The 23,620-nt window shown below is 72.1% G+C and carries 20 protein-coding genes and 1 tRNA gene; 15 read left to right on the top strand and 6 right to left on the bottom strand.

The features are described from left to right. Nucleotides 1–9 precede the first annotated feature (9 nt). Genes I5071_RS39115 through I5071_RS39130 form a run of 4 tightly spaced genes read left to right on the top strand, consistent with a single transcriptional unit; the run spans nucleotide 10 to nucleotide 4,277 of the window. Nucleotides 10–375 (top strand): hypothetical protein, encoded by a 366-nt coding sequence (locus tag I5071_RS39115; RefSeq protein WP_236518491.1) that lies wholly within the window; start codon nucleotides 10–12, stop codon nucleotides 373–375. Between the two features lie 28 nt (nucleotides 376–403). Next, on the top strand, nucleotides 404–1,870 hold the full coding sequence (locus tag I5071_RS39120; protein ID WP_236518492.1) for a PEGA domain-containing protein: 1,467 nt from the start codon (nucleotides 404–406) through the stop codon (nucleotides 1,868–1,870). A 2-nt stretch (nucleotides 1,871–1,872) separates the two neighbouring features. Further along, nucleotides 1,873–3,153 (top strand): PEGA domain-containing protein, encoded by a 1,281-nt coding sequence (locus I5071_RS39125; protein ID WP_236518493.1) that lies wholly within the window; start codon nucleotides 1,873–1,875, stop codon nucleotides 3,151–3,153. Continuing rightward, nucleotides 3,123–4,277, top strand: coding sequence for a hypothetical protein (locus I5071_RS39130; protein WP_236518494.1), 1,155 nt, complete (start codon nucleotides 3,123–3,125; stop codon nucleotides 4,275–4,277). Before I5071_RS39125 ends, I5071_RS39130 begins: the two co-directional genes overlap by 31 nt. A 268-nt stretch (nucleotides 4,278–4,545) precedes the next feature. On the opposite strand, the gene I5071_RS39135 is transcribed toward I5071_RS39130, so the two are convergent. After that, a complete protein-coding gene (locus I5071_RS39135; RefSeq protein ID WP_236518495.1) occupies nucleotides 4,546–5,148 on the bottom strand; it encodes a DUF6278 family protein in 603 nt (200 codons plus the stop codon). A gap of 80 nt (nucleotides 5,149–5,228) precedes the next feature. Here I5071_RS39135 and I5071_RS39140 point away from each other — a divergent pair, with 80 nt between their 5' ends. From I5071_RS39140 to moaC, 3 genes are all read left to right on the top strand, one after another. Next, nucleotides 5,229–8,057, top strand: coding sequence for a hypothetical protein (locus I5071_RS39140; RefSeq protein ID WP_236518496.1), 2,829 nt, complete (start codon nucleotides 5,229–5,231; stop codon nucleotides 8,055–8,057). Nucleotides 8,058–8,233: 176 nt separating this feature from the next. Beyond that, on the top strand, nucleotides 8,234–8,836 hold the full coding sequence (locus I5071_RS39145) for a helix-turn-helix transcriptional regulator (protein WP_236518497.1): 603 nt from the start codon (nucleotides 8,234–8,236) through the stop codon (nucleotides 8,834–8,836). A gap of 120 nt (nucleotides 8,837–8,956) precedes the next feature. Further along, nucleotides 8,957–9,436, top strand: a complete 480-nt coding sequence (gene moaC, locus I5071_RS39150) for a cyclic pyranopterin monophosphate synthase MoaC (RefSeq protein ID WP_236518498.1) — start codon at nucleotides 8,957–8,959, stop codon at nucleotides 9,434–9,436. Here moaC and I5071_RS39155 read toward each other — a convergent pair. Then, nucleotides 9,424–10,953, bottom strand: a complete 1,530-nt coding sequence (locus I5071_RS39155) for a lipopolysaccharide biosynthesis protein (RefSeq protein ID WP_236518499.1) — start codon at nucleotides 10,951–10,953, stop codon at nucleotides 9,424–9,426. The two genes, moaC and I5071_RS39155, sit on opposite strands and share 13 nt — an antisense overlap. Nucleotides 10,954–11,009: 56 nt before the next feature. Here I5071_RS39155 and I5071_RS39160 point away from each other — a divergent pair, with 56 nt between their 5' ends. The 8 genes from I5071_RS39160 to I5071_RS39195 all read left to right on the top strand — a co-directional run bounded on the left by I5071_RS39160 (nucleotide 11,010) and on the right by I5071_RS39195 (nucleotide 20,908). After that, complete coding sequence (locus tag I5071_RS39160; protein ID WP_236518500.1) at nucleotides 11,010–12,080, top strand: potassium channel family protein; 1,071 nt, start codon at nucleotides 11,010–11,012, stop codon at nucleotides 12,078–12,080. Between the two features lie 145 nt (nucleotides 12,081–12,225). Next, nucleotides 12,226–14,139, top strand: a complete 1,914-nt coding sequence (gene dnaK / locus I5071_RS39165; RefSeq protein ID WP_236518501.1) for a molecular chaperone DnaK — start codon at nucleotides 12,226–12,228, stop codon at nucleotides 14,137–14,139. 71 nt (nucleotides 14,140–14,210) lie between these two features. Further along, the gene (locus I5071_RS39170) at nucleotides 14,211–14,771 is read left to right on the top strand and encodes a hypothetical protein (RefSeq protein WP_236518502.1); all 561 of its coding nucleotides are present in this window, start codon (nucleotides 14,211–14,213) and stop codon (nucleotides 14,769–14,771) included. Nucleotides 14,772–14,824: 53 nt separating this feature from the next. Next, on the top strand, nucleotides 14,825–17,623 hold the full coding sequence (locus tag I5071_RS39175) for a cytochrome c-type biogenesis CcmF C-terminal domain-containing protein (RefSeq protein WP_236518503.1): 2,799 nt from the start codon (nucleotides 14,825–14,827) through the stop codon (nucleotides 17,621–17,623). A 2-nt stretch (nucleotides 17,624–17,625) separates the two neighbouring features. Beyond that, nucleotides 17,626–18,264 carry a hypothetical protein gene (locus I5071_RS39180; protein WP_236518504.1) on the top strand — a complete coding sequence of 213 codons (639 nt, stop codon included), beginning with the start codon at nucleotides 17,626–17,628 and terminating at the stop codon, nucleotides 18,262–18,264. After that, nucleotides 18,261–19,526, top strand: a complete 1,266-nt coding sequence (locus I5071_RS39185) for a carboxypeptidase-like regulatory domain-containing protein (RefSeq protein ID WP_236518505.1) — start codon at nucleotides 18,261–18,263, stop codon at nucleotides 19,524–19,526. The genes I5071_RS39180 and I5071_RS39185 overlap by 4 nt, the downstream gene beginning before the upstream one ends. Nucleotides 19,527–19,582: 56 nt before the next feature. Next, nucleotides 19,583–20,152: a single-stranded DNA-binding protein gene (locus I5071_RS39190; protein ID WP_236518506.1), complete on the top strand. Its 570-nt coding sequence runs from the start codon at nucleotides 19,583–19,585 to the stop codon at nucleotides 20,150–20,152. Between the two features lie 6 nt (nucleotides 20,153–20,158). Continuing rightward, entirely contained in the window at nucleotides 20,159–20,908 is a 750-nt protein-coding gene (locus I5071_RS39195) for a TlyA family RNA methyltransferase (protein WP_268921184.1), read from the top strand. Nucleotides 20,909–20,914: 6 nt separating this feature from the next. Here I5071_RS39195 and I5071_RS39200 read toward each other — a convergent pair whose 3' ends face one another. From I5071_RS39200 to I5071_RS47095, 4 genes are all read right to left on the bottom strand, one after another. Beyond that, nucleotides 20,915–21,286 (bottom strand): hypothetical protein, encoded by a 372-nt coding sequence (locus tag I5071_RS39200; protein ID WP_236518507.1) that lies wholly within the window; start codon nucleotides 21,284–21,286, stop codon nucleotides 20,915–20,917. A gap of 68 nt (nucleotides 21,287–21,354) precedes the next feature. Beyond that, nucleotides 21,355–22,197: a hypothetical protein gene (locus I5071_RS39205; protein WP_236518508.1), complete on the bottom strand. Its 843-nt coding sequence runs from the start codon at nucleotides 22,195–22,197 to the stop codon at nucleotides 21,355–21,357. Between the two features lie 17 nt (nucleotides 22,198–22,214). After that, nucleotides 22,215–22,285: transfer RNA gene (locus tag I5071_RS39210), tRNA-Gln, on the bottom strand. Further along, nucleotides 22,242–23,444 carry an anthranilate synthase component I family protein gene (locus tag I5071_RS47095; RefSeq protein WP_419249688.1) on the bottom strand — a complete coding sequence of 401 codons (1,203 nt, stop codon included), beginning with the start codon at nucleotides 23,442–23,444 and terminating at the stop codon, nucleotides 22,242–22,244. The genes I5071_RS39210 and I5071_RS47095 overlap by 44 nt, the downstream gene beginning before the upstream one ends. Nucleotides 23,445–23,620 lie beyond the last annotated feature (176 nt).

Below are 23,620 nucleotides of genomic sequence, written 5' to 3' on the forward strand. Positions count from 1 at the left end.
AGGTCGGCGATGAGCAGCGCGATCAAGCCTCCCGGCACGGGCCCCACGTCCGGTGCCCCGACGGATGTGGGCGGCGCGACGAGCGCCGAGGGCGCGTCCGATGCCTTCCGTGCGGAGCTGGAGAAGGCGGGCGGCGCGAAGAGCGCGGCGACCGGGGCGCGCGCCGACGCGCTCAAGGCGCTGGCGGAGGAAGTGCGCAGCGGGCGCATCGACGCGAGCCAGGCGATCGATCGCCTCGTCGAGCGCGCGATGGGCGGTGCCGCGGCGTCGCTCCCGCCTGCACGCCGCGCCGAGCTCGAAGCGATGCTGCGCGCTGCGTTGGAAGAGGATCCGACGCTCGCTGCGATGCAGAGGGATCTCGCGCGTGGTCGTTGAGGGCGTGCTGCGGGCTCGTCGATCGATCGTGGCTCTCCGTTGGCTTCCGCGAGGTCCAGTCGGCGCGGCGGTGATGCTGCTCGCGCTCGCGAGCGCGCTTCCGGCGCACGCGCAGGACGAGGACGAGGGCGGGCCGACGCTCCCGCGGCGCATCGAGATGCCGCCCGAGCAGGCCGAGGACGAGGCCGCACCGCCCGCCGCCGAGCCCGAGGCAGCACCGCCCGAGGCTGCACCGCCCGAGGCACAGCCGACCGCCCGCACCGCGACCGAAGAGCGCCGCGTCTACGTGATCTCGGTCGCGATGAGCGAAGGGCTCGACGCGGTGGCGCAGCGCGCCGGCGCGGCAGCGCGCGCGACCCTGCGCGGCATCGAGGGCGTCGATTGGCGCCACGCCGACCGCCTGTTCCTCGGCTACGACGAGTCGGCGCTCGAGGTCCTCGCCCGCGCGCGCCAGCGCCTCGACGCGGGCCGTCAGGCGTACCTGAACCTCGAGCTTCCCCAGGCGATCGAGCAGCTCACGGGCGCGGTCTCCGACTTCGACGCCGCGGCCGCCGCGGTCGAAGATCCCCACGATCTCGGCGAGGCGCTGCTCTTCCTCGGCGCCTCGCTCGCGTTCGAGGGGCGGGCGCGCGACGCCGCGCGCGTGTTCGGGCGACTGCACGTGCAGATGCCGCACGTCCGGCCCGATCCGAACCTGTTCAACCCCGACGTGATCGCGCGCTTCGAAGCTGCGCAGCCGCGCGACGGCGCGAATCCCGCGTCGACGATCCGCATCGAGAGCGACCCCCCGGGCGCGATCGCGTACGTCGACTTCCTCGCGCGCGGCGTGACCCCGATCGACGTCGGCGGGCTGCTCGGCGGCGAGCACATCGTGCGGGTCACCCGCGCCGGCGCGACGCCCTACGTGCAGTCGATCACAGTGCGCCCCCGCGGGACCGAGTCGACCAGCGCGTACCTCGTCGACGACGACCGCACCGCGGGGCTCTCCGACGTGCTCGCGCGCGTGCCCCAGGACGACGTCGCGTCGCTCCAGACCGACGGAGCGATCCGCGAGATCGCGCAGCGCCTCGACGTGGAGCGCATCGGCGTGATCCGCGTCTCGCCCGGGGACTCCGACGATCGCGCGGCGCTCGAGCTGCTGGTGTTCGACGTCGCGAGCGGGCGGCGGCTGGTGCGCGGCGCGGGCACCGTGCCGACCGGCGTGGGCGATCTCGAGCGCGGGGTCGATCAGCTGGTGTCGGGCGCGCTGCAGGCGGCGCTCACGGCGCGCCAGCAGTCGGACGCCGAGCGCATCCCGGCGCGTGGTGACGAGCCGCCGCCGGTGACGACTCCGCCGCCCTCCGAGCCCTCGGTGTTCGAGCAGTGGTGGTTCTGGGCGATCGTGGGCGGCGCCGCCGTGGTGGTCGGCGCGAGCATCGCGATCGGCGTGGCGGCATCGGACCAGGGGCCCGGGCTCGGCAACGACCCCCAGGGCTACGTGGTGCTCGAGTTCTGAGGATGGTCGGTCGTCTCGCGATCGGAGCGGTGCTCGCCATCGCGCTGGGGCTCGCTGGTCGGGCGCACGCGCAGGAGGGCGAGGAGGGCGACTCCGCCGAGAGCGTGACCGCGACCGCGGTGATGCTGCTCGAGGGTGGCGCGACCGCGGGGCAGGGCGCGACGGTGTCGATCGGCCTGCGCCGCGGGCTGAGCGAGGTCGGCGGCGTGCGCTTCGTGCACCCCGTCGACGTGCTCTCTCCGACGCCGTTCGACGAGGACGTGCAGTTCGCGATCGAAGAGCTCGAGCCGCTCGCCGATCAGGTGAGGAACGGCGACGCGCGCGACGCCGCCGAGCGCGCCGATCGCATCGTCGAGCTCTTCGAGCAGCGGCTCGAGGCGGTGCGGCGCGAGCAGCTCGTCGACGCGCACATGCTCGCGGCCGCGGCGCGCTGTCAGATGCGCCGGGCGCGCGAGTGCGAGGAGGGCTTCGCGCGCGTGCTCGTGTTCCGCGAAGGACAGGAGTACGACGCGTCGCGCTACCCGCCGGGCGCCCAGGAAGCGTTCGATCGCGCCCGCGCTCGCACCCTCGCCGGGCCGCGCGGGACGCTGGTGGTCGAGACCGACCCCGCGGGCGCCGAGATCTACGTCGACGGGCGCAGCTACGGGCCGTCTCCGGTGCGCGTCGACGGCCTGCTGCGCGGCGATCACTACGTCACGATCAAGCACCTCGGGTACGAGCGCGTGATCCGGCGCGCGACCCTCGAGGGCAACGAGTCGCGGGTGCGCTACGACCTCGCGCCCAACGAGCGCGCGCAGCTCGTCGCGTCGCAGGAGTTCCAGCGCGTGCTGCGCGGCGAGCTCGGCGAGGAGCGCGCGGGCGCCAACCTCCGCAGCCTCGGCAACACGCTCGGCGCGGCCCAGGTGATCGTCGGCGTGGTGCGGCCGATCGGCGATCACGAGATGCACGTGCAGGTCTGGCTCTACGACATCCGCACGCGCTTCCTGCTCGCGACGCGCGAGGGCACGATCACCCACGACGAAGCCGGGATGGTCACCGCGCGCCAGATGGCGATCGACCTCTATCGCGGGGTCGACCTCGGGGGCGCGATCGCGGCACCGGAGGACGACGACGGGCCGGGCGGCCCGCACGAGCGCTCGCCGGAGCTCTGGGAGCAGTGGTGGTTCTGGACCGCAGTCGGCGTGGTGCTGGTCGCGGGTGGAGTCGGCATCGGCGCCGGCGTCGCCGCGAGCAGCCCGGGTGTTCCGGACGGATGGACCCGCGCCTCCGGCACGCTGCCCTGATCGCGCTGCTGGCGCTCGCGATCGGCTGCGAGAGCTCGAGCGCGCCGCCGCGGCGCGCCAGCGCGCCGAGCCCGCGTCCGCCGAGCGGCACGACCGTCGAGGAGCTCCCGCCCGAAGCGCTCGCCGCCGAGCCCGCGCCTCCGCCGATCGCCGAGCCCACCGCGGCCGAGGCCGCCCAGGCCGCGATCGGCCCCGCGCCCCGGCTGATCCAGCGCGCGCCCGCGCCCGACAGCGAGTACGCGAGCGACGAGCCGGTGGACGCGCGCCGTTACGTCTATCGCGTCACGCTCGTGGTGCCGGAGACGCTGGGCGCGGATCGATCCGACCTCGCGATCCCGGCCGCCGAGCTCTTCATCGACGTGTCGGCGGAGCGCCTGCGCGCGCGCTTCGTCGGGCCGGGATGGCCGGTCGAGGCGGGCTCCGAGGTGCGGGTGCGCGGCGACAGCCCGGGCTCGTACGTGTTCGATCGCGAAGGCGGTCGCTCGCTCCCGCCCGCGGCGCTCGCCGAGTGGTTCGAAGGCGGCCCGCGCCGCACCGGTCCGCCGCTCTCGGTGCGTCGCGATCCCGCGCACACCGAGCGCGAGATCCCCGGCGGGCTCATCTGCGCGCTGCTCGCGGAGTGGTCGGGCGATCTCCGCGAGAACGTGATGCGACGCTGCGACGGGCGCGCGCCGATGGCGTTCCGCGTCGGGTTCTGGCGCGCCGAGCGAACCGCCGACGTGCCGGTCGAGCTGCCCCGCCGCGCGCTGCGCGCCGACGAGTCCGATCCCCCGCCTCCGGTGCCGATCACGCGCAGCCGCGCGTTCCTCGAGCCGGCGGCGCTCTCGCGCGTGCCCCCGATGGATCGTCCGCCGCGCGATCTGCCGGAGCGCGATCCCGGCGCGCCCGCGGAGGGGCTCGACTTCGTCAACGAGAGCGAGGCGCGCGTGGTCGTCACCGCCGAGGGCGTCGCGCTCGGGTGGGTCGACGCGGGCGCCAGCGGGCTCTTCGTGGGGCTGCGTCCCGGCGCGTACCGCATCGCGGCGCTCCGTCCGCTGGGCGCAGTGGTCATCCGGCCGCGCGTCGTCGTGGTGCCGGGGCGCACCGTGCTCGGCGCGCGCCGCAGCCGCGACGACGAGCTCTAGGAGCGCCCCGCGAGAACGCGCGGCGGCGTTCGGGCGCGTCGCGACGTCTCCGCGGAGTTGCGCGGCGTCGTTCTGGCCGCCGGGACGGCTCCGCGAAGTCGCGCGGCGTCGTTCTGGGCGCCGGAACGTCTCCGCGGAGCTGCGCGGCGTCGTTCTGGGGCATCGGAACGTCTCCGCGCGCTCGCGCGGCGTCGTTCTGGGCGCCGGGACGGCTCCGCGGAGTCGCGCGGCGTCGTTCTGGGCGCCAGAACGTCTCCGCGCGCCGTTCCTAGCTCGCGTCGTGGGTCGGCGGGCGCTCGTCGAGCGCCCGCGCGTAGATCTCCGGCGTCCAGCGCCGCCCCGCCTCGTTGCGCGCCTGGGCCGCGCCCTCGAGCACCGCGATCGCTTGGTCGACGACCTCCCACCGCACCGCCAGGCGCCAGTAGTCCTCGTCCTCGACCGCCCCCACGCGCTCCAGCGACTGCTCGAGCACCGAGCGATCCTGCTGGAGCACCTCGAGGTGGGCGTTCCAGCCCTCCTCGGTCTCCTGGGTGATCGCCTCCCGCGCGATCCCGATCGGGTTGAACGCCAGGAACACGTGCTCGAGCTCGAGGCGCCACGTCGACGCGTCCGCGATGTCGCCGACGTGCCAGCGCGCGGCGGGCTGCTGGCTCCGGATCACCTCGCCGAAGTACGCGCCGGCCGAGGTCGCGACCAGCCCGAGCACCTCGTCGCGGCCTCGCGCGTCGTCGTCGCGCGCGAGCTCGAGGTAGTGGTCGAGGATCGGCAGGGTCTCCGGCGTGCCGTCGAGCTCGATGCCGAGCGCCTGCTTCACGAAGCGCACGCAGCCCTCGGCCAACGTGCGAATCGTCTCGGGCGTGTCGTCCTGCATGGCGGCGCAGCATAGCCCCCGCGAGACGAGGTGTGATACCGATCGACACCGCCGATTCCTCGGAAGCGAGAGGGGACCCGATGGCCGCGTGGGATGCGAAGGGCATGGCGGAGCCGACGAGCGAGGCGCCGTACCAGGGCCGTGCGGGTGCGACGCGCGTCGAGAGCGTGCACCTGCCGCTGACTGGCGGGGCGCTGCGCACGTTGACGGTGCACCGCGCGGTGAACGTCGCGAGCGATCCGCAATTGCGCGAGCGCGTGCTCGCAGGGGCGCTCCATCGCTTCGAGGGCGTCGAGCTCGCGGTGCCCTTCGTGCTCCACGATCCCGCGGCGCGGAAGCTCGCGATCGTCCTGCCCGAGGCGCTGCGCCACGAGCAGCTGCGCGAGCGCGCGCGCTTCCTGAGCGCGGTCGCCGAGGACGCGAGCGCGCCGGTGCCGGCGTACGTCGCGGAGGCGACGGTGGTGGTCGGTATCGCGGAGCTCGCGGAGTACCTCGCGCGCCCGAGCGCCGCCTCGCAGCGCGCCGCCGAAGAGGAAGAGCTGGTCAGCAAGCGCAAGGAGATCGGCGCGGCGCAGCAGGACCTCATGTCGCTCGAGGAGGCGATCGCCGAGCGCGCGGAGGCGCTCACCCAGCGCGAGCAGCGGATCCGCGAGCGCGCCGAGGACGTCACGCGACGCGAGGACGAGCTCACGATGCGCGGCGACGAGCACGCCCGTCGCGAGGCCGAGCTCGCGCGCCGCGCCGAGGAGCTCGACGCCACGCGCCGCGATCTCGCGATGCGCGAGCACGAGCTCGATCAGCGCCTCGAGTCGATCGTCGAGCGCGAGCGCGCGCTGATCACCCAGGGCCCACCGCCCGAGCCGATGCCGGTGACGCTCACGGCGCCCACCGAGCGTCCGCGCACCCGCTCGTCGCGCCCGCCGCCGCCCTCGCTCGGGCTGGGCCTCGCCGCGGCGTCGATGGTGCCGGCGATGCGCTCGCCGGTGGTCGAGCCGGTCGCGGAGGGCGACGTGGCGTCGGTCGACGACGACGTCGAGGAGCTCGACGATCTCGAGCCGATCCGCACCAGCCCCGGCACCGGCCTCGGCAGCACCACGAGCGAGGAGCGCATCTCGCTCACCGACGACGCGGTCGAGGAGCTCGTCGACGACGACGACGTCGAGGAAGAGGTCGACGACGACGACATCGAGGCGGCGCCGCAGAGCGACGCGCCCCTCGCCGACGAAGCCGCCGAGCTCGACGCGGCCGACGAGGTCACGGGGGTCTCGACCGGCGTCGCCGCGGCGCCCGGGCTCGGCGATCAGGCCGAGATGGTCGCGTTGCTCGCCGACGGGCTCGAGCTCCACGTCGCGCTGGGCGATCGCAGCGATGCGCTCGAGGGCGAGGCCGATCTGCTGGTGCAGCTCGTGGTGCTCGAGGGCTGTCCGGTCGTCGTGCTCGCGCTGGTCGATCCCACCGGCGCGCGCCCGTTCGTGCGCCGCACCGCGATCGATCCCCGCGCGCCCGACGGCCGCCGCATGCTCGAATCGCTGCGCCGCCGCTTCGAGGCGCGCCTCGTGTTGTTCGGCGAGGGCAACCAGTTCCTGCGGGTCGGGCGCGTCGCCGGGCCGCGCGAGCTCAACGTCGCGCGCACCCTCGATCGCGTCTCGCGCCTCCGCGCCGACGGGGCGCTCGACGTCGCCACCACGATCGAGCGCGTGCTCGCCGCGCCGCCGCCGATCACCGGCGCGAGCCCGTTCGCCGCGGAGGACGAGAAGGGTCGCCTCGACACCGCCGCCCAGACCGCGCGCGCGCTCGACGAGCTCGCCGACTGGGCCTCGCCGGAGAAGATGGACCACGCGCTGCTCGTGCTCTCGGTGCCGCGCGACACCATCGACGCGACGTTCGTGCGCGTGCTCGAGCGCGCGGTGGAGCACGGCCTCGCGCTGCCTCCGAGCCTCGGCGATCGTGCGCTCGGTGCGGGCCTCGCCGACGACGCGGGCGCGCTGGTGAGCAAGCAGATCGCGGCGTTCCGGCGCACCCTCGCGCTCCCCGATCGCGGCGGGCTCGACGACGAGGCCGTCGCGTCGAACTGGGAGCGCCTGCTCGCGGCGGCGGCCGACGCCGAGGTCGCGCTCGATCCCGAGGCCCACGACCTCGCGTGGCGCGCCATCCGCGAGGTGCGCGGCGAGCAGACCGGGAGCATGCCCGGCGGCGCGCTCGACCCGGCGCGCATCGCGGCGATGGGCAACCCCGAGCTCGTGATGCTGCTCGAGCACCCCCGCCATCGCCGGGTCGCGGCGATCGCGCTCGCCGAGCGGGGCGACCCCGAGCTCGCGGAGGCCATCTGCAAGGCCGTCCGCAAGATGCCGCGCGCCGAGGTCGTCCGGGTGGTGCCCCGCATGACGAAGCTCGGCGACGAGGCCGGTGACGCCCTCATCGACGGGCTCACCTCCCGGAAGACGTTCGCGCGCCAGGCGTTCGCGCTCGCGCTCGGTCATCTCAAGCTGCGGCGCGCCGTGGTCCCCCTTCTCCATCTGCTGACGTCGGAGAGCACGGACGTGTGGCGCGAGGTCGCGCGGGTGTACGGCAGCTTCGGGAACGCCAGCTTCCGGACCCTCTCCCAGAAGCTCCACGATCCGAAGGCCCCCGAGGAGCGCTACGTCCTCACCCTCGCGCACCTCGCGAACCACGGCTGCGTGAAGCAAGTCGAGGCGCTGTCGAAGGATTCCGACCCTCGCGTGGTCGCGATCGCGATGCGCGCGCTGCAGTCGCGCGACCGCGCTCGGTGGCAGGAGGAATCGGTGGGCGGCAAGCGCCCGCTCGAAGGTGATGACGGTGTGCTCGCCTTCTCGAGACGCTTCGTCGAGGAGCTCGAGGGAACCGCCCCGGAGGGCGATCTCGCCACGCTGCCGGGTGAAGACATCTGATCAGGGCGCAATCGAAGAGCAAAAAAATCCAGATCAATCGACCGCCAACCCTTGACGCTCACCCCTCTCGGGGCTGAGATAGGTCGTCGCGGGCCGAGGGCTCCGCGACGCTCCATCACGGTCCCGGGGGGGACCAACGGAGCGGAGTGGGCACCAGTGCCCGGGGGGAGGCGTACGTGGTCACGATTCGTCATCTGGAGCTCGCAGAGGAGCTGTTCGAGATCGAGCCTTCTGCGACATACCCCGCCCGAGCTGCCGCGATCGTCGCGCAGCTCGCCGGCGCGTCCGCGCACCGCATGGTGCTCGAAGGCGCCGAGGCGGAGGGCAACGGGAGCAATGGCGCCGAGCATCGAGGCGAAGCGCTCGCGGTCCCGCTGCGACACGGAAAGAGTGAGATCGGAACGCTGCAGCTCTGGTTCGCCGACGGGGGTCGGAACGAGGACGTGCAGCGAATCGCGCGGTGGGGTGGGCGCCTTCTGGCCCGCGGCATCGCGTACTCGCGCAAGATGGGGAACGGCGCGTCCAACGGGTCGCGCGAGATCGACATCCAGGCGCTCCTCGCGAGCACCCCGCTGACGCCGCGCGAGCGCGACGTCGTCGGGCGTCTCGTCTCGGGTCACTCGACGCGCGAGATCGCGCAGAGCACGGGCCTCACGGTCGCGACCGTCAACACGTACCTGAAGCGCATCTTCGCGAAGCTCGGCGTGCACAGCCGTGTCGAGCTCCTCGCGCGCGTGACCGGGACGCGCAACGCGATCTCCGCGTCGCGCCCCAGCTGAGCCGGCGTCCAACATCGGCTCGCTCGCTCAGGGCCCTCCCGTCCGCGTGCTCCGCACGCTTCCGTGCGGGCCCTGCGCGAGCGAGCACTCCAGCTGGCCGCTACGCGCTACGCTCGCGAGATGAGCGACGAGCTCACTCATCTCGACGAGCAGGGGCGCGCACGAATGGTCGACGTCGGCGCCAAGGACGCGACCGCCCGAACGGCGGTCGCGTCCGCGCTTCTGCGGATGCAGCCCGAGACGCGCGCGCGGCTCGTCTCGGGGGACGTCCCCAAGGGCGACGTGCTCGCCACCGCGCGCATCGCGGGGATCCAGGCGGCCAAGCGCACGCCCGAGCTGATCCCGCTGTGCCACGCGATCGCGCTGACGAGCGTCGAGGTGCACTTCGAGCTCGACGCGCACGACGAGCGCGTGGTGCACGTGCGCGCGACGGCGCGCGCGAAGGATCGCACCGGCGTGGAGATGGAGGCGCTGACCGCGGTGAGCATCGCGGCGCTGACGCTCTACGACATGCTCAAGGCGATCGATCGCGGGATGACGATCGAGCAGATCGCCCTGCAAGAGAAGCACGGCGGCAAGAGCGGCGACTACGTCCGCTGACGCCGCGCGATCACGCGCTTCACGAGCGCGAGATCCTCGGCGCCGATCTCGCGCACCACGACCAGCGCGACGACGTACGCGAGCGCACCGAGCACGCACGCCGCGAGCGCGCCGAGCGCGCTCTGGTGCGGCACGACGTACGCGACGCCGTACCCGCACGCGCCGGCGATCAGCGCGCGAACGGCGGTGAGCGGTGCGACGAACGCGCCGAAGCGGCGGTGGATCGTCATGCCCACGCCGACCAACGCGAGCGCCGATGCCGCGCTGGTCGCGAGGGCGGCCGCGACGATCGCGCTCTCCGCGTCGGGCGCGCCGCGCACCGCGATCGTGTTGAGCACCACGACGAGCACCAGCGCGCCGATGGCGATGCCCGCGGTGGTCCGCGCGTGCCCCGCGCCGGCGAGGATCGCGGCGCCGATCGCGAAGAGCGAGAACGGGACGAGCCCTGGCGAGAGCAGCGCGAGCGCGGGCGCACCCGCGAGGTACGCCTCGGAGTACGCGACGCGCATCACGCCGTCCGATGCACCGGCGATCGGGGTCGCCATCGCGAGCAGCACGACGAGCGAGAAGCGCATCGCGCCCCGGATCGCGCGCCGCGTCGCGTCGGCGTCACCACTGCTCGTCGCGCGCGCGACCGTGGGGAAGACCACGAACGTCACCGCGAGGATGAGCTGATAGGGCACGAACGCGAACGTCTGCGCGTTGCGATAGAACCCCGCCCAGCTCGACGCGATCGTGTTCGCCTCGTCGCTCGTCATCCCGCGCGCGATCGCGGCGGCCGCGAGGTTGGCGCGGAGCAGCGGCTGATCGAGCTGCAGCACGCCGTTGAGCGCGGCCTGGTAGATCGCGATCGGCACGAAGAACGCGAGCCACGCGCGCACCTCGGGCCGCGCCGGCCCGCGCCCGGTGCCGATCACGACGAGCGCGACGATCAGGATGATCACCGCTGCGCTCGCGAACCCACCGACCGCGCCCGCGGCTGCGCCGAGCGCGGCACCGCCCACGATGCACGCGGCGCGCAGGATCGCGAACCCCATGTCGAAGCTCGCCTGCGCGGAGAAGCGACGCCGCCCGTTGATCGCGCCGATCAACGCCGAGTACATCGCGTAGCTCGCGATCACGATCGACGACGTCATCAGCAGCGGCGCGAGCGTCGCGTCGCGCTGCCATCCCGAGGCGAGCCAGGGCGCCGCCGCCGCGAACCCACCGCCGAGCACGACCGCCATCACGAGCCCGACGAGCAGCCCTTCGCGTTGGGTGCGATCGGCGAGCGCCTCGTCGTCGCTGGTGCGCTTGCTGACCGTCTGCACCGTCGCCGCGACCAGCGTGTTGGTCACGATCGCGGTGATCGTCGCGACCGTCGAGTAGCGCCCCCACTGCTCGGGATCGCCGAGCACCCGCGGCAGCACGAGCTGCACGCCGAACCCGCTCGCGATGAACACCGCCTTCGCGGTCATGGTCCACAGCACGCCGCGCCCTGCGCTCGTCGCCTGGTCGGTGCGTTCGTGCTCGCTCACCTGCGAGCCTGCATCCCCCTTCCCGCGATCGGGGTCAAGCGGCATCATCCGCTCGCTTGAACGGGTCCGACCAGAGCGCGGTGCTCCGAGGCCGTCTGCTCTACGCGAGCGCCTGGCTCGTCGTCGTCGTGATCGTCGGCGCCAGCGGCTATCACGCGATCGGCCACGAGCGCTGGGGCTGGGGCGACTGCGTCTACTTCACGATCATCACGCTCTCGACCGTCGGGTACGGCGAGACGCTCGATGGCTTCAACAACGTCCCCTACGCGCGCATCTGGACGATTGGCCTCATCGTGCTCGGCTCGGGCACGCTCCTCTACTTCATCTCGGCGCTCACCGCGCTGATCGTCGAAGGCGATCTCCAGGGCGCGCTGCGCAGGAACCGCATGACGTCGAAGCTCAACCAGCTGAAGGACCACTACATCGTCTGCGGCGCGGGCACGACGGGCATCCACGTCATCGAGGAGTTCCTCTCGTCGCACCAGGCGTTCTGCGTGATCGACACCAACGAGCTGCGCCTCCTCGAGCTCGCCGAGCGCTTCGGCACCGACCGCTTCCTCTACATCGTCGGCGATGCGAGCGACGACGAGACGCTCAACGCCGCGGGCATCGAGCGCGCGGTCGGTCTCGTCGCCGCGCTCCACGAGGACAAGGACAACCTCTTCGTCACGGTCACCGCGTCCTCGCTCAACCCGAAGCTCCGGATCGTCGCCAAGGCCGTCGAGGTGAGCGCGCGCGCGAAGCTGATGCGCGCGGGCGCGAAGGCCGTCGTCTCGCCGACCCAGATCGGCGGCATGCGTCTCGCTTCCGAGGCGATCCGCCCGAAGGTGGTCGAATTCCTCGATCTCATGCTCCGCGATCCCAAGAAGAACCTCCGCATCGAGGAGGTCTCGATCCCGGAGGGCTCGGCGATCGTCGGCTGCGAGCTCCGGCAGACCGAGATCCGCCGCAAATCGAAGGTCCTCGTGATCGCGGTGCGCAGCGAGGACGGGCGCTACGAGTACAACCCGGCCCCGGAGCACCGCCTCGATGCGGGCTCGACCCTCATCGTCCTCGCCGAGACCTCGGAGATGAAGCGCCTCCGCGACGGGATCGCGAGCGGGGAGATCGGGCGCGCTCGGGCCTGAGAGCAAGCGCGATTCCCAGCAGCCTTGACCGGATAGGTCATGTGGTTAGCTTCGCGCGGTCGTCGGGCTCCCGGGCCTTCCCTCTCTTCGAGGAATCGTGCCGCGAGGCCCTATCTATTTCCGAATCGACCGGAGCAGAACGAACATGGGCAGGATCATCGGCATCGACCTGGGCACGACCAACTCCGTCGTGGCGATCATGGAGGGCAAGGAGCCCAAGGTCATCGTCAACGAGGAGGGCGACCGCCTCACTCCGAGCGTGGTCGCGTGGGACGACCAGGGCGAGGTCCTGGTCGGCCAGATCGCCAAGCGCCAGTCGATCACGAACCCCGAGGGGACCATCTACTCGGCCAAGCGCTTCATCGGGCGCCGGTTCGACGAGATCCAGGACGAGACCAAGCGCGTCCCCTATCACGTGGTTCGCCGCGCCAACGGCGACGTCGCGTTCAAGGTCGCGGGCAAGGAGGTCTCGCCGCCCGAGGTCAGCGCGCACGTGCTGCGCAAGCTGAAGAAGGCCGCGGAGAACTACCTCGGCGAGCCGGTGACCGAGGCGGTCATCACGGTCCCCGCGTACTTCAACGACAGCCAGCGTCAGGCGACGAAGGACGCCGGCAAGATCGCGGGTCTCGAGGTCAAGCGCATCGTCAACGAGCCCACCGCGGCGGCGCTCGCGTACGGCCTCGACAAGAAGAAGGAAGAAGTCATCGCCGTCTACGACTTCGGCGGCGGCACGTTCGACATCTCGATCCTCGAGGTCGGCGACAACGTCGTGCAGGTCATCAGCACGAACGGCGACACGCACCTCGGTGGCGACGACGTCGACAACCGGATCATCGATTACCTGATCGCCGAGTTCAAGAAGGACACCGGCATCGACGTCAGCAAGGACAAGATGGTCCTGCAGCGCCTCAAGGACGGCGCGGAGAAGGCGAAGATCGAGCTCTCGAGCAAGCTCGAGACGACGATCAATCTGCCCTTCCTGACGGCCGACGCGACCGGCCCGAAGCACATGAACATCAAGCTGACTCGGGCGAAGCTCGAGTCGATGATCGAGGATCTCGTCGAGCGCACGTTCGACGCCTCGAAGAAGGCGCTCAGCGACGCCGGCAAGAGCGCGGGCGACATCGACGAGGTCGTGCTGGTCGGTGGCTCGACGCGCATCCCGCTCGTGCAGGAGCGCGTGAAGAAGTTCTTCGGCAAGGAGCCGCACAAGGGCGTCAATCCCGACGAGGTCGTCGCGATCGGTGCCGCGGTGCAGGCGGGCGTGCTCAGCGGCGAGGTGAAGGACATGGTCCTCCTCGACGTCACGCCGCTCTCGCTCGGCGTCGAGACGCTCGGCGGCGTGATGACTCCGCTCATCACGCGCAACACGACGATCCCGACCCGCAAGAGCGAGGTGTTCTCGACCGCCGAGGACAGCCAGAGCAAGGTCGAGATCCACGTGCTCCAGGGCGAGCGCGCCGAGGCGCGGTACAACCGCACGCTCGGTCGCTTCCACCTCGAGGGCATCATGCCCGCGCCGCGCGGCGTGCCGAAGATCGAGGTCACGTTCGACATCGACGCGAACGGCATCCTCAGCGTCACCGCGAAGGATCAGGCCACCGGCAAGGATCAGAAGATCACGATCACCGCGAACAGCGGCCTGAGTGATCAGGAGATCAGCCGCATGGTCGACGACGCGAAGGCGCACGAGCAGGAGGACGCGAAGCGCCGCGAGCAGATCGAGGCGCGCAACAAGGCCGACCAGCTCTGCTACGCGGTGGAGAAGGCCCTCGGCGACGTGAAGGACAAGCTGCCGGCGGACAAGATCGCGGGCATCGAGGCCAAGGTGAAGACGCTGCGCAGCGCGGTCGAGAAGGAAGACCACGACGCGATCAAGACGGGCACCGAGGATCTCGAGAAGGCGATGGCCGAGCTCGCGCAGGCGGCGTACGGCGGCGCGGGCGCGCCGGGTGGTGCGCCGGGCGGCGGCGGCGCGGGCCCCGAGGCCGGCGGCGCGAAGGGCGGCAAGAAGAAGGAAGGCGACGTGATCGACGCGGAGTTCGAAGAGACGAACTGATCGTCGATCGTGAACGAGGAGAGGCCCGGTGCGCAGCGCGCATCGGGCCTCTTCGTTTATGCTCCGCCGCCATGCGCTTCGCTCGACTCTCCTCGCTGATGCTCTCGCTCTCGATGATCCTCGCGGCGTGCGGCGGCGACGACGATGGATCGACCCCCGACGATGCCGGCAGCGCGGATGCGCGCACACCGGTCGACGCTCCGATGGCGCCTCAGGGCACCTACGAGAGCGTCGCGCCGATCTTCGATCGCGCGTGCTCGTTCGCGTCCTGCCACGGCGGCGCCGGCGACGGCGCGGGCGGCCTCAACTTCGAGGCGGCGGAGCGCGCGGGCCAGTCGTACGACGAGATCCTCGTGAACCAGCCCGCGTGTCAGTACGACGCGATGGACCTCGTGGAGCCGAACGATCCCGAGAACAGCTGGATCTACGTGAAGATGGCGGGACCCCACGACGGTCCGGACATCGACTTCACGCCGGAAGCGGGCTGGACCTTCGATCCCGGCACGACCTGCCGCGGCACCACGCCCGGTGACTTCGGTCAGCTGATGCCTCAGGGCGTGACCATGCCGAGCGCCGACGCCGCGATCGTGCGCGCCTGGATCGAGAACGGGGCGCCCGGCCCCACCGAGTGATTCCGCGGCTCTGATTGCCCCAGGGTGCCGGGGGCTCTAGGCTCGCCGAACCCATGCCGCCCGTCGACGTTCCGTTGCTCGGCAACGTGCTGGTGTGCGCGATCCTGATCGCGTCTTCCTACACGTTCGCGATCTCTCTCGCGGCCGCGCGAGGGCGCCCCCAGCTCGTGCAGGCATCGCGCTTCGGCATGTTCGCGACCATCGCGTTCGTCGCCGCAGCCGTGTTCCTGCTCGCCTACGCGTTCCAGTCGCACGACTTCCGCATCCGCTACGTCGCGCGATACAGCGATCGCTCGATGTCCGCGGGCTATCTGTGGACGGCGCTCTGGGGCGGGCAGGACGGCTCACTGCTGTGGTGGGCGTTCCTGCTCGGCGGGTACTCGCTCGCGTTCACGGCGTGGGTGAAACGGCGTTACCTCGAGCTCCAGCCGTGGGTGTACGCGACGCTCTCGAGCATCTTCGCGTTCTTCGCGGTGCTGATGCTCTTCGCCGCGAACCCGTTCGCCACGACGTACGGGCCGGCCCCGGCGGACGGCGAGGGGCTCAACCCGCTGCTCCAGAACTACTGGATGGCGATCCACCCGCCGGCCCTCTACATGGGCCTCACCGGGTGGGCCGTGCCGTTTGGCATCGTCGTCGCCGCGCTGATGACCGGGCGCCTCGGCGACGAGTGGATCCTGATGGCGCGCCGCTGGGTGCTCCTCGCGTTCGCGTTCCTCTCGCTCGGCAACCTGCTCGGCATGTTCTGGAGCTACGAGGAGCTCGGCTGGGGCGGCTACTGGGCCTGGGATCCCGTCGAGAACGCGTCGTTCATGCCGTGGCTCCTCGGCACCGCGTACCTGCACTCCGTGATGATCCAGGAGCGCCGCGGGATGCTGAAGGTCTGGAACGTCTCGCTGCTGATGGGGACGTTCTTCTTCACGATCTTCGGCACGTTCCTCACGCGCTCGGGGCTCATCGCGAGCGTGCACAGCTTCGCGCGCAGCGAGATCGGCATCTACTTCGTCTGGTACATGGCCGCGCTCGCGCTCTTCATCGTCACGCTGATCGCGTGGCGACTGCCGGAGCTGCGCTCGCGCTACCTGACGCGCGACGACTTCCTGGTGGGCACGGCGGTGGGCGCGGTGCTCGCGGTGCTGCTCGGGATCTTCTCGCAGTACTGGGCGCTCGCGGGCTTCGTGGTGCTGATCGCGCCGGTGCTGCTCGCGTACTGCTGGGCGATCGAGAAGGCGCGCATCGCGCTCGCGAAGCCGACGCTGCGAGGGCGCGCGGGTGGATCGATCGAGTCGCTGCTCTCGCGCGAGTTCGCGTTCGTGCTGAACAACTGGATCCTCACCGGGATGCTCTTGTTCGTGCTGATCGCGACGACGTTCCCGCTGATCAGCGAGACGCTCCGCGATCAGACCGTCACGGTCGGGCCTGCCTACTACAACCGCTGGATGGTCCCGCTCGGGCTGATGCTCCTCTTCCTGATGGGCGTCGGTCCGCTGATCGCGTGGCGCAAGGCGACCGGCAAGAACCTGATCCAGGCGTTCATGTGGCCGAGCGCGTTCGCGGTGCTCGTGATGCTCGTGCACATCCTCGCGGGCAGCGCGCTCGGCTTCCCGCCGCTGGTCGACAGCTCCTCGATCTACGAGACCGCGACGGGCGATGCGCTCGCGCAGATCGGCGCGATCTCGCCGCTCGCTGCGACCACGCTCTCGACGTGGGTGCTCGTCGCGATCGTGCAGGAGTTCGCGCGCGGCACCGCGATGCGCATGCGCAACGCGAAGGAGAGCGCGCCGGTCGCGCTCCTGCAGCTCGTCGCACGCGCGCGCCGTCGTTATGGCGGCTACCTCGTGCACCTCGGGATCGTGCTCGCGTACGTCGGGTTCACCGGCGCCGCGTACGACGTGGAGCGCGAGGCCGCGCTGCGCCCCGGCGGCACGATGGAAGTGCGCGGGTACACGTTCCGCTACGACGGCTGGCGCGAAGAGGTCGACCTCAACAAGCGCATGGTGTTCGGCGACGTGACCGCGCTCGACGCGAACGGCCGCGAGCTCGCGACGCTCACGCCCGGCAAGTTCGTCTACCGCTCGCACCCCGAGATGCCGACGAGCGAGGTGGCGATCCGCACCACGCCGCTCGACGACATGTACGTGATCCTCAGCACCATCGATCCCGAGACCTCGCGCGCGACGCTGCGCGTGATCGTGCGGCCGTTCGTGTGGTGGATCTGGTTCGGCGGCGCGATGCTGCTGTTCGGCACGTTCGTCGCGGCGTTCCCGACGATCAAGGAGATCCTCGGCGAGAGCGAGGAGCGCTCGCGCGCTCCGCGCGCGGCGGCGGCGACGGCGGCGATGCTGCTCGCGGCGACGCTCGGAGGCGCGGCGGTGCTGGTGCCCGGCCACGCGCACGCGCAGGCCGACAGCTCGAGCACGCTGCACGCGGGCACGGTCGAGATCCACGATCCCACCGAGCGTCAGCTCTTCGAGCGACTGCTCTGCGAGTGTGGTGACTGCCAGCGACTTCCGCTCTCGACGTGCGGCTGCGGCTGGGCCGAGAACATGCGCAGCGAGCTGCGGCAGCAGCTCGCGGCAGGCGCGACGATCGTGCAGATCCAGAGCGACTATCGCGAGCGCTTCGGCGCGCGCGCGATCGCGGTGCCGAGCGACAGCGGGCTCGACCGTGCGCTCTGGGCGGTGCCGGTCGCGATCATCCTCGCCGCGCTCGGCGGGCTCTTCGTGATCGGTCGTCGCTGGCGCGGTCGCGGCGGCGTCGCGGCCCAGCCCACCGAGGCGACTTCGGGCGCGACGGGCGCGGAGTACGACGCGAGGCTCGAGGACGAGCTGCGCCGCTTCGAGGAGCCGTGACGATGATCTCGTTCCCCGCGCTCTTCTTCGCGCTCTCGTCGGTCGCGCTGATCGCGGCGCTCGCGGCGATCTGGAGCAGCCTGCGCGTGGCGTTCGGCGGCGGTCGCGCGCTCGTGATCGACACCGCGCGCGACCTCCCGGATCACGCGGCGCTCGTCGAGGAGAAGAACGCGCTGCTCCGCGCGATCAAGGACCTCGAGTACGAGCACGCCGTCGGCAAGACGAGCGACGCCGACTACCAGCGTCTCGACGCCGCGTACCGCGCGCGCGCCAAGCAGGTGCTGGTGCAGCTCGATCGCGACGTGAAGCCGCTCTACGAGCAGGCCGAGACCCTGATCGCGCAGCACGTCGGCAATCCCGCGACCGCGACGCGACCGACCACGAAGGCGAAGAAGGCGGCGCGCAACATCGAGGCGAGCGCGGCCGAGCCGCCGCGCGAGCCGACGGTGGACGAGAAGATCGAGGCAGTGCGCGGCGGTGAGATCGTCGGCGTCGAGGACGTGCTCGAAGGCCTCAGTGACGAGAAGCGCGAGAAGGTCGCCGCGTTCTTGAAGCAGGCCGTCGAGAACCAGCTGCGCGCGCAGGGCGACGAGGGCTCGCCCACCGAGAAGAAGACCGAGACCACGGAGCGCGACGAATGAAGCGCACGCTGCTCGCGCTCCTGATCCTCGCGATCGCGAGCCCCGTGCTCGCGCAGGAAGAGCCGGCGCACGGCGCCGGTGCATCGGGCGAGACGATGCCCGGCCATCCGCCGGTCGCGGCGGGCCACGGCGGTGGCGGTGGTCGCACGCCGTTCGACGCGCCGCCGGTCGCGAACGCGACGCCGTCCGCCGCGGTCCCGCCGGGCACGATCCGCGTCATCGTGAGCGACGTCGACGGCCGCCCGATCGAAGGCGCGACCGTGCTCCTCGGCACGATGCAGCAGGGCGGCGATCGCGACCGCGTCTCCGCGCTGACCGCGGCCGACGGCACGCACCGTTGGGGCGATCTACCGACCGGAACGTCGCAGGCCTATCGCGTGAACGTGCCCTTCGAGGGCGCGACCTACAGCTCGACGCCGTTCCAGCTGCCGACCGATCGCGGCTACGACGTGCGCGTCGTGCGTCTGCCGGTCACGCACGACGACCGCACCTTGCTGCAGCTGATCGGACAGACCTTCGTCGAGGTCCGCGACGAGCGCCTGCACGTCATCCAGCAGGCGCAGCTCGCGAACATGAGCCAGACGCCGCAGACCTACGTCTTCCCCGAGGGGGGCCTGCGCGTCCGCCTGCCCGAGGGCTTCACGGCGTTCCAGACGCAGCCGGTCATGACCGATCAGCGCGTCGAGCAGATCGCCGACTTCGGCATGCGCATCCAGGGCTCGCTCCCGCCCGGCCGCGTGACGCTCACGTGGGCGTACGACCTGCCGATCACCGGGCGCGACATGGCGGTCGAATTCCCGGTCCCGTTCCGCACGTACATCTATCGCGTGATCACCGACGCGCCGCCGGGGATGGAGCTCGAGGCCGAGAACCTGCCCGAGGTGCAGTCGTTCGAGGACTCGGGGCGCCCGCTCTTCGGCACCGAGGTGCAGCGTCGTCCGGGCGATGCGCCCTTCGAGTCGTTCACGCTGCGGTTCACCAACATCCCGGGGCCGGGCCCGCTGCGTTGGATCGCGGTGGCGGTCGCGGTGCTGATCGCGCTCGGCGGTGCATACGGCGCCGCGCGCGGAGGCTCACCGGACCGCGTGGCGAAGGAGAGCCGCGAACGGCGCAAGCAGGAGCTCCTCGAGGAAGCGGCGCAGCTCGAGCGTGATCTCGAGCGCGGCGAGATCGGCCCGCAGTATCGTCAGTCGCGCCACGACGCGATCGTCCGTGAGCTCGCCGTGCTGCTGCACCAGGAGCAGTCGCCGCGCGCGTCGTAGCAAACCGAGAGGCCCGGTCGGCGAGGGTGCCGGCCTGAATAGAGAGTGAGCGGAAGATGGCATCGGAAGGCCTGAACAAGGTTCTGTTGATCGGCAATCTCGGGCTGGATCCCGAGCTGAAGTACACGCAAGGGGGGCAGGCCGTCCTGCGTCTGCGGCTCGCGACGACCGAGCGCTACGGCAACAAGGCCGGCGAGCGCCAGGAGCGGACCGAGTGGCACACGGTGATCGTGTGGGGGAACCGCGCCGAGGCCCTCAACAAGATCCTGCACAAGGGCCGGACGATCTACGTCGAAGGGCGCCTCCAGACGCGCAACTGGGAGGACAAGGACGGCGGCAAGCGCAGCACGACCGAGATCGTCGCGACCCAGATCCTGCTCCTCGGCGGCGGCCAGCGCGGCGAGGGCGGTGAAGGCGGCGGCTACGGCGGCGGCGGCGGCGGCGGTGGCGGCGGCTACGGCGGTGGTGGCGGCGGCTACGGCGGCGGCGGTGGTGGTCGTGGTGGCGGCGGCTACGGCGGCGGCGGTGGAGGCCGCGGCGGCGGTGGTGGAGGCGGCGGCGGCCAGGACGCGCCGCCCGACGATCTTCCGCCCGACGACTTCGGCGGCGACGACATCCCGTTCTGATCCGAGGTGGCCGCGTCGATCCGGAAGCAGCGCGTCGACGTGATGCTCGTCGAGCGCGGGCTCGCACCCAGTCGGGAGCGGGCTCGCGCGCTCGTGCTCGCGGGCATCGTCTACTCGGGCGAACGACGCGTCGAGAAGGCGGGCGACACGCTCTCCGTCGACGCACCGCTCGAGGTGCGGGGCGCCGATCACCCCTACGTCTCGCGGGGCGGCGTGAAGCTCGAGGGTGCGCTCGACGCGCTGCACGTCGATCCGCGCGGTCTGGTGTGCGCGGACTTCGGCGCGTCGACGGGCGGGTTCACCGACTGTCTCCTCGTGCGCGGCGCCGCGCGGGTGCACGCGATCGACGTCGGATGGGGCCAGCTCCACCCGAAGCTGCGGAACGATCCGCGGGTGATCGTCCGCGAGCGCACGAACGCCCGGCACCTGCGCGCCGGCGAGCTCGGAGAGCCGATCGACCTCGTCGTGATCGACGCGTCGTTCATCGGGCTCGGGAAGCTGCTCCCCGCCGCGCGCGAGGTCCTGCGGGACGGCGGCGCCATCCTCGCAATGGTGAAGCCGCAGTTCGAGGTCGATCGGCGCGACCTCCACAAGGGCGTGGTGCGCGACGCAGCGGCGCGGATCTCGGCGATCGAGAAGGTCGAGGAGGAAGCCCGCGAGCTCGGGCTCGAGGTGCTCGGTCGTTGCGACTCGCAGCTCGCCGGCCCCGACGGGAACGTCGAGGCGTTCCTGCACCTGCGACGCCCCACTACCTGAGCGGGATCAGCGTCGCCACTCCGCGTCGACGACGCGCCGCCCCTCGTCGAGGTGGACGACCAGCACGGGCGCGTGCGCGTCCTCGTGATGCGCGCCGCCGAGCGTCCACACCGTCTCGCCGATCGCGCGGCACGGCTGCTCGAGCGGGAACCGGCAATCGCGCGGCGCCCCGAGCACCGACACCAGTGCGCTGCGCGACGCGCCGATCAGCGGATCGAGCACCGGCAGCGACGCGACGTCGCGTCCGTCGCGGATCTGCTGCGCCGTCGCCTGCAGCGCGTCGAGCGTTCCCCGCTCGGGCCGCTGCACCGCACATCCGCTCCACGCGATCCCGAGCACGAGGATCGCGCCCCACATCCCCAGCATTCTCGTCGCCACGCGAGCAGAACTTCTGCCCAGACAGGAAGAGTTCAATCCGCTCGAACGCGGAGCCTGCGCTCGAAGGCTCACCGGTCGCAGGGCACGACGATCTCGTCCAGGTACGCACGCGCATCGGCGCCCTCGGGCCCGACGATCGTCACGACGAGATGGAACGCGCGGTGCGACGACGGAGCCTCGAACGCGAGCACGCGCGCCTCGACCCGTCCTCCGTGCGCCAGCGCCGCGCCGAATCGCGCCGAGCCACAGCGCGCTCCTTCGCGCCGCGCGTCCTGCGCCTCGATCTCGATCCCCTGCGCGCGCAGCGGTCCCGCCGCCGCGCGAGCGCGCGCGTCGAGCGCCTCCAGCGACGCGTCCTCGGCGCGCGTCAGATCGAGCGTCACCGTGATCGCGCGATCGCTCGACTCGAACGCCCAGAGCCGGTGCGCATCGCGCCATCCCGGCCCGGCGCGCTCGCTCGTCTCGCGCACGATCTCCTCTGCGGGCGAGAGCGCGACGCTCGGCTGGGGCAGGCGAAAGCCCAGCGTGCGATGCGCGACCCACGCGCGCCCCTCGAGCTCGACCGCCTCGAGCCCCGCGCGATCCGACTCGAGCAACGCGAGCGCAGCGCGCCCCGGCGCGCGCGCTGCGACCACCGCGAGCCACGCGGCGATCCCCACGGACGCGCCCGACGCGAGCAGGATCGCCGCCCGTCGATGTCCCGTGCTGCCCAGCAGGTATGCGCCACCCGCTGCGAACGCCGCGATGCCTGCGAGCAGACGGCTCGCGCTCGTCGCGCTCTCCGCCGCGCGACCGACGAGCCCGTCGGCGATCGTCCCGCCGAGCGCGCCCACGATCACGCCCGCGGTCGCGCCGATGGTGAGCGCGAGCATCATGCGGCGGAGATCGACCACGCGGCGAGCGGGGATCATGCGATGGGCGCGAGCGATTCCGGCGGCTGGATTCGAACCAGCATTCACGGATCCAAAGTCCGCTGTCCTGCCCTTAGACGACGCCGGAACGGATCGTCGGTCGTTGTAGCACGAGCCCCGACGGCCTCCTCCTCCAATGCACGAACCGCGTCGAGGAGCACGCGCGCCTTGAGCTCGGTCTCCGCGACCTCGCGTTCCGGGACGCTCGCCTCGACCAGCCCGCCGCCCGCGAAGTACTCGACCTCGCCGCGCGCGACCGTCGCAGTGCGGATCGCGACCGCGAGCGAGAGCCCGCCGGCGCGATCGACGTGGCCGATCGCGCCGCAGTACGCGCCTCGCGGGAAGCGCTCGAGCGCCTCGATGATCTCGATCGCGCGCAGCTTCGGCGTTCCGCTGATGCTGCCCGGCGGGAACGTCGCTTCGAGGATCGCGCGCAGGTCGACGTCGTCGCGCGTCGTCGCGCGCACCGTCGACACCAGGTGCGAGAGCCCGGCGTAGGGCTCGACCTCCATCACGCGCTCGACGCGCACGGTGCCGACCTCGGCGACGCGCCCGAGATCGTTGCGCATCAGATCGACGATCATCGCGTGCTCGGCGCGCTCCTTCGCGTCGGTGCGCAGCGCCGCCGCCTCGCCGCGATCATCACCGGCGCGCGCGATCGTGCCCTTGATCGGGCGTGTCTCGATCGCGCGGGTGCGCGCGTCCCAGCGCAGGAAGCGCTCCATCGTGCGCGCGAGCACCGCGCGATCGCGGCCGAGCTCGAGGAACGCACCGAAGGGCACCGGGCTCGCGGCGCGCATCGCGAGGAAGAGCGCGATCGCGTCGCCCTCGATCGTCGCGCTCCACCGGCGCGCGAGGTTCACCTGGTAGATCTCGCCCGCCGCGACGTGCTCGAGCGCGCGCTCGATCGCCGCGCGATGCACCTCGGCGGGCTCGCCGATCGGACGCGACACCCGCGCGCGCGGCGCGGACGCGCGCTCGTCGATGCGCGCTGCGAGCCGATCGATCGCGGCCTCGTCGTCGCCCACGATCCACGCGCGCCTGCGCTGCGCGTCGAGCGCGACCAGCGCGTCGTAGCGCGCGAGCCACGCGATCGGCGCATCGCCCGAGCGCGCCAGCCGCGGCGCGCGACGCAGCCCCGAGCCCGAGCTCCAGCACGCGTCGTACGCGACGAGCCCGATCCACGCCGGCACGTCCGCCGGATCGAGCTCGCACGCTCCGGAGCCGCACGCCGCGAGCCCGCGCATCACGTCGTAGGGCGCAGGATCGCCCCACCGGACCGAGCGGACCTCGACCGGCTCGCACCCCACGAACGACCAGCGTCCCTGCGGCGCGCTCCCGTCGCCGTCGAGCCACGCGAGCCCGCGTCCGCGCCATCCCGCCGCGAGCGCCGCCACGTCGATGCTGCCGTCGATCTCGCGCG

The sequence above is a fragment of the Sandaracinus amylolyticus genome, from assembly GCF_021631985.1.
In the GTDB taxonomy this organism is placed as follows: Bacteria; Myxococcota_A; Polyangia; order Polyangiales; family Sandaracinaceae; genus Sandaracinus; species Sandaracinus amylolyticus_A.

Bases quoted from the DNA above. Each gene is read 5' to 3' on its own strand.
- I5071_RS39125 (WP_236518493.1), top strand. From the start codon at position 1,873: ATGGTCGGTCGTCTCGCGATCGGAGCGGTGCTCGCCATCGCGCTGGGG.
- moaC (WP_236518498.1), top strand. From the start codon at position 8,957: ATGAGCGACGAGCTCACTCATCTCGACGAGCAGGGGCGCGCACGAATG.
- I5071_RS39205 (WP_236518508.1), bottom strand. From the start codon at position 22,197: ATGATCCCCGCTCGCCGCGTGGTCGATCTCCGCCGCATGATGCTCGCG.
- I5071_RS47095 (WP_419249688.1), bottom strand. From the start codon at position 23,444: ATGCGCGGGCTCGCGGCGTGCGGCTCCGGAGCGTGCGAGCTCGATCCG.
- I5071_RS39135 (WP_236518495.1), bottom strand. From the start codon at position 5,148: ATGCAGGACGACACGCCCGAGACGATTCGCACGTTGGCCGAGGGCTGC.
- I5071_RS39175 (WP_236518503.1), top strand. From the start codon at position 14,825: ATGCCGCCCGTCGACGTTCCGTTGCTCGGCAACGTGCTGGTGTGCGCG.
- I5071_RS39130 (WP_236518494.1), top strand. From the start codon at position 3,123: ATGGACCCGCGCCTCCGGCACGCTGCCCTGATCGCGCTGCTGGCGCTC.
- I5071_RS39180 (WP_236518504.1), top strand. From the start codon at position 17,626: ATGATCTCGTTCCCCGCGCTCTTCTTCGCGCTCTCGTCGGTCGCGCTG.
- I5071_RS39140 (WP_236518496.1), top strand. From the start codon at position 5,229: ATGGCCGCGTGGGATGCGAAGGGCATGGCGGAGCCGACGAGCGAGGCG.
- I5071_RS39190 (WP_236518506.1), top strand. From the start codon at position 19,583: ATGGCATCGGAAGGCCTGAACAAGGTTCTGTTGATCGGCAATCTCGGG.
- I5071_RS39115 (WP_236518491.1), top strand. From the start codon at position 10: ATGAGCAGCGCGATCAAGCCTCCCGGCACGGGCCCCACGTCCGGTGCC.
- I5071_RS39170 (WP_236518502.1), top strand. From the start codon at position 14,211: ATGCGCTTCGCTCGACTCTCCTCGCTGATGCTCTCGCTCTCGATGATC.
- dnaK (WP_236518501.1), top strand. From the start codon at position 12,226: ATGGGCAGGATCATCGGCATCGACCTGGGCACGACCAACTCCGTCGTG.
- I5071_RS39185 (WP_236518505.1), top strand. From the start codon at position 18,261: ATGAAGCGCACGCTGCTCGCGCTCCTGATCCTCGCGATCGCGAGCCCC.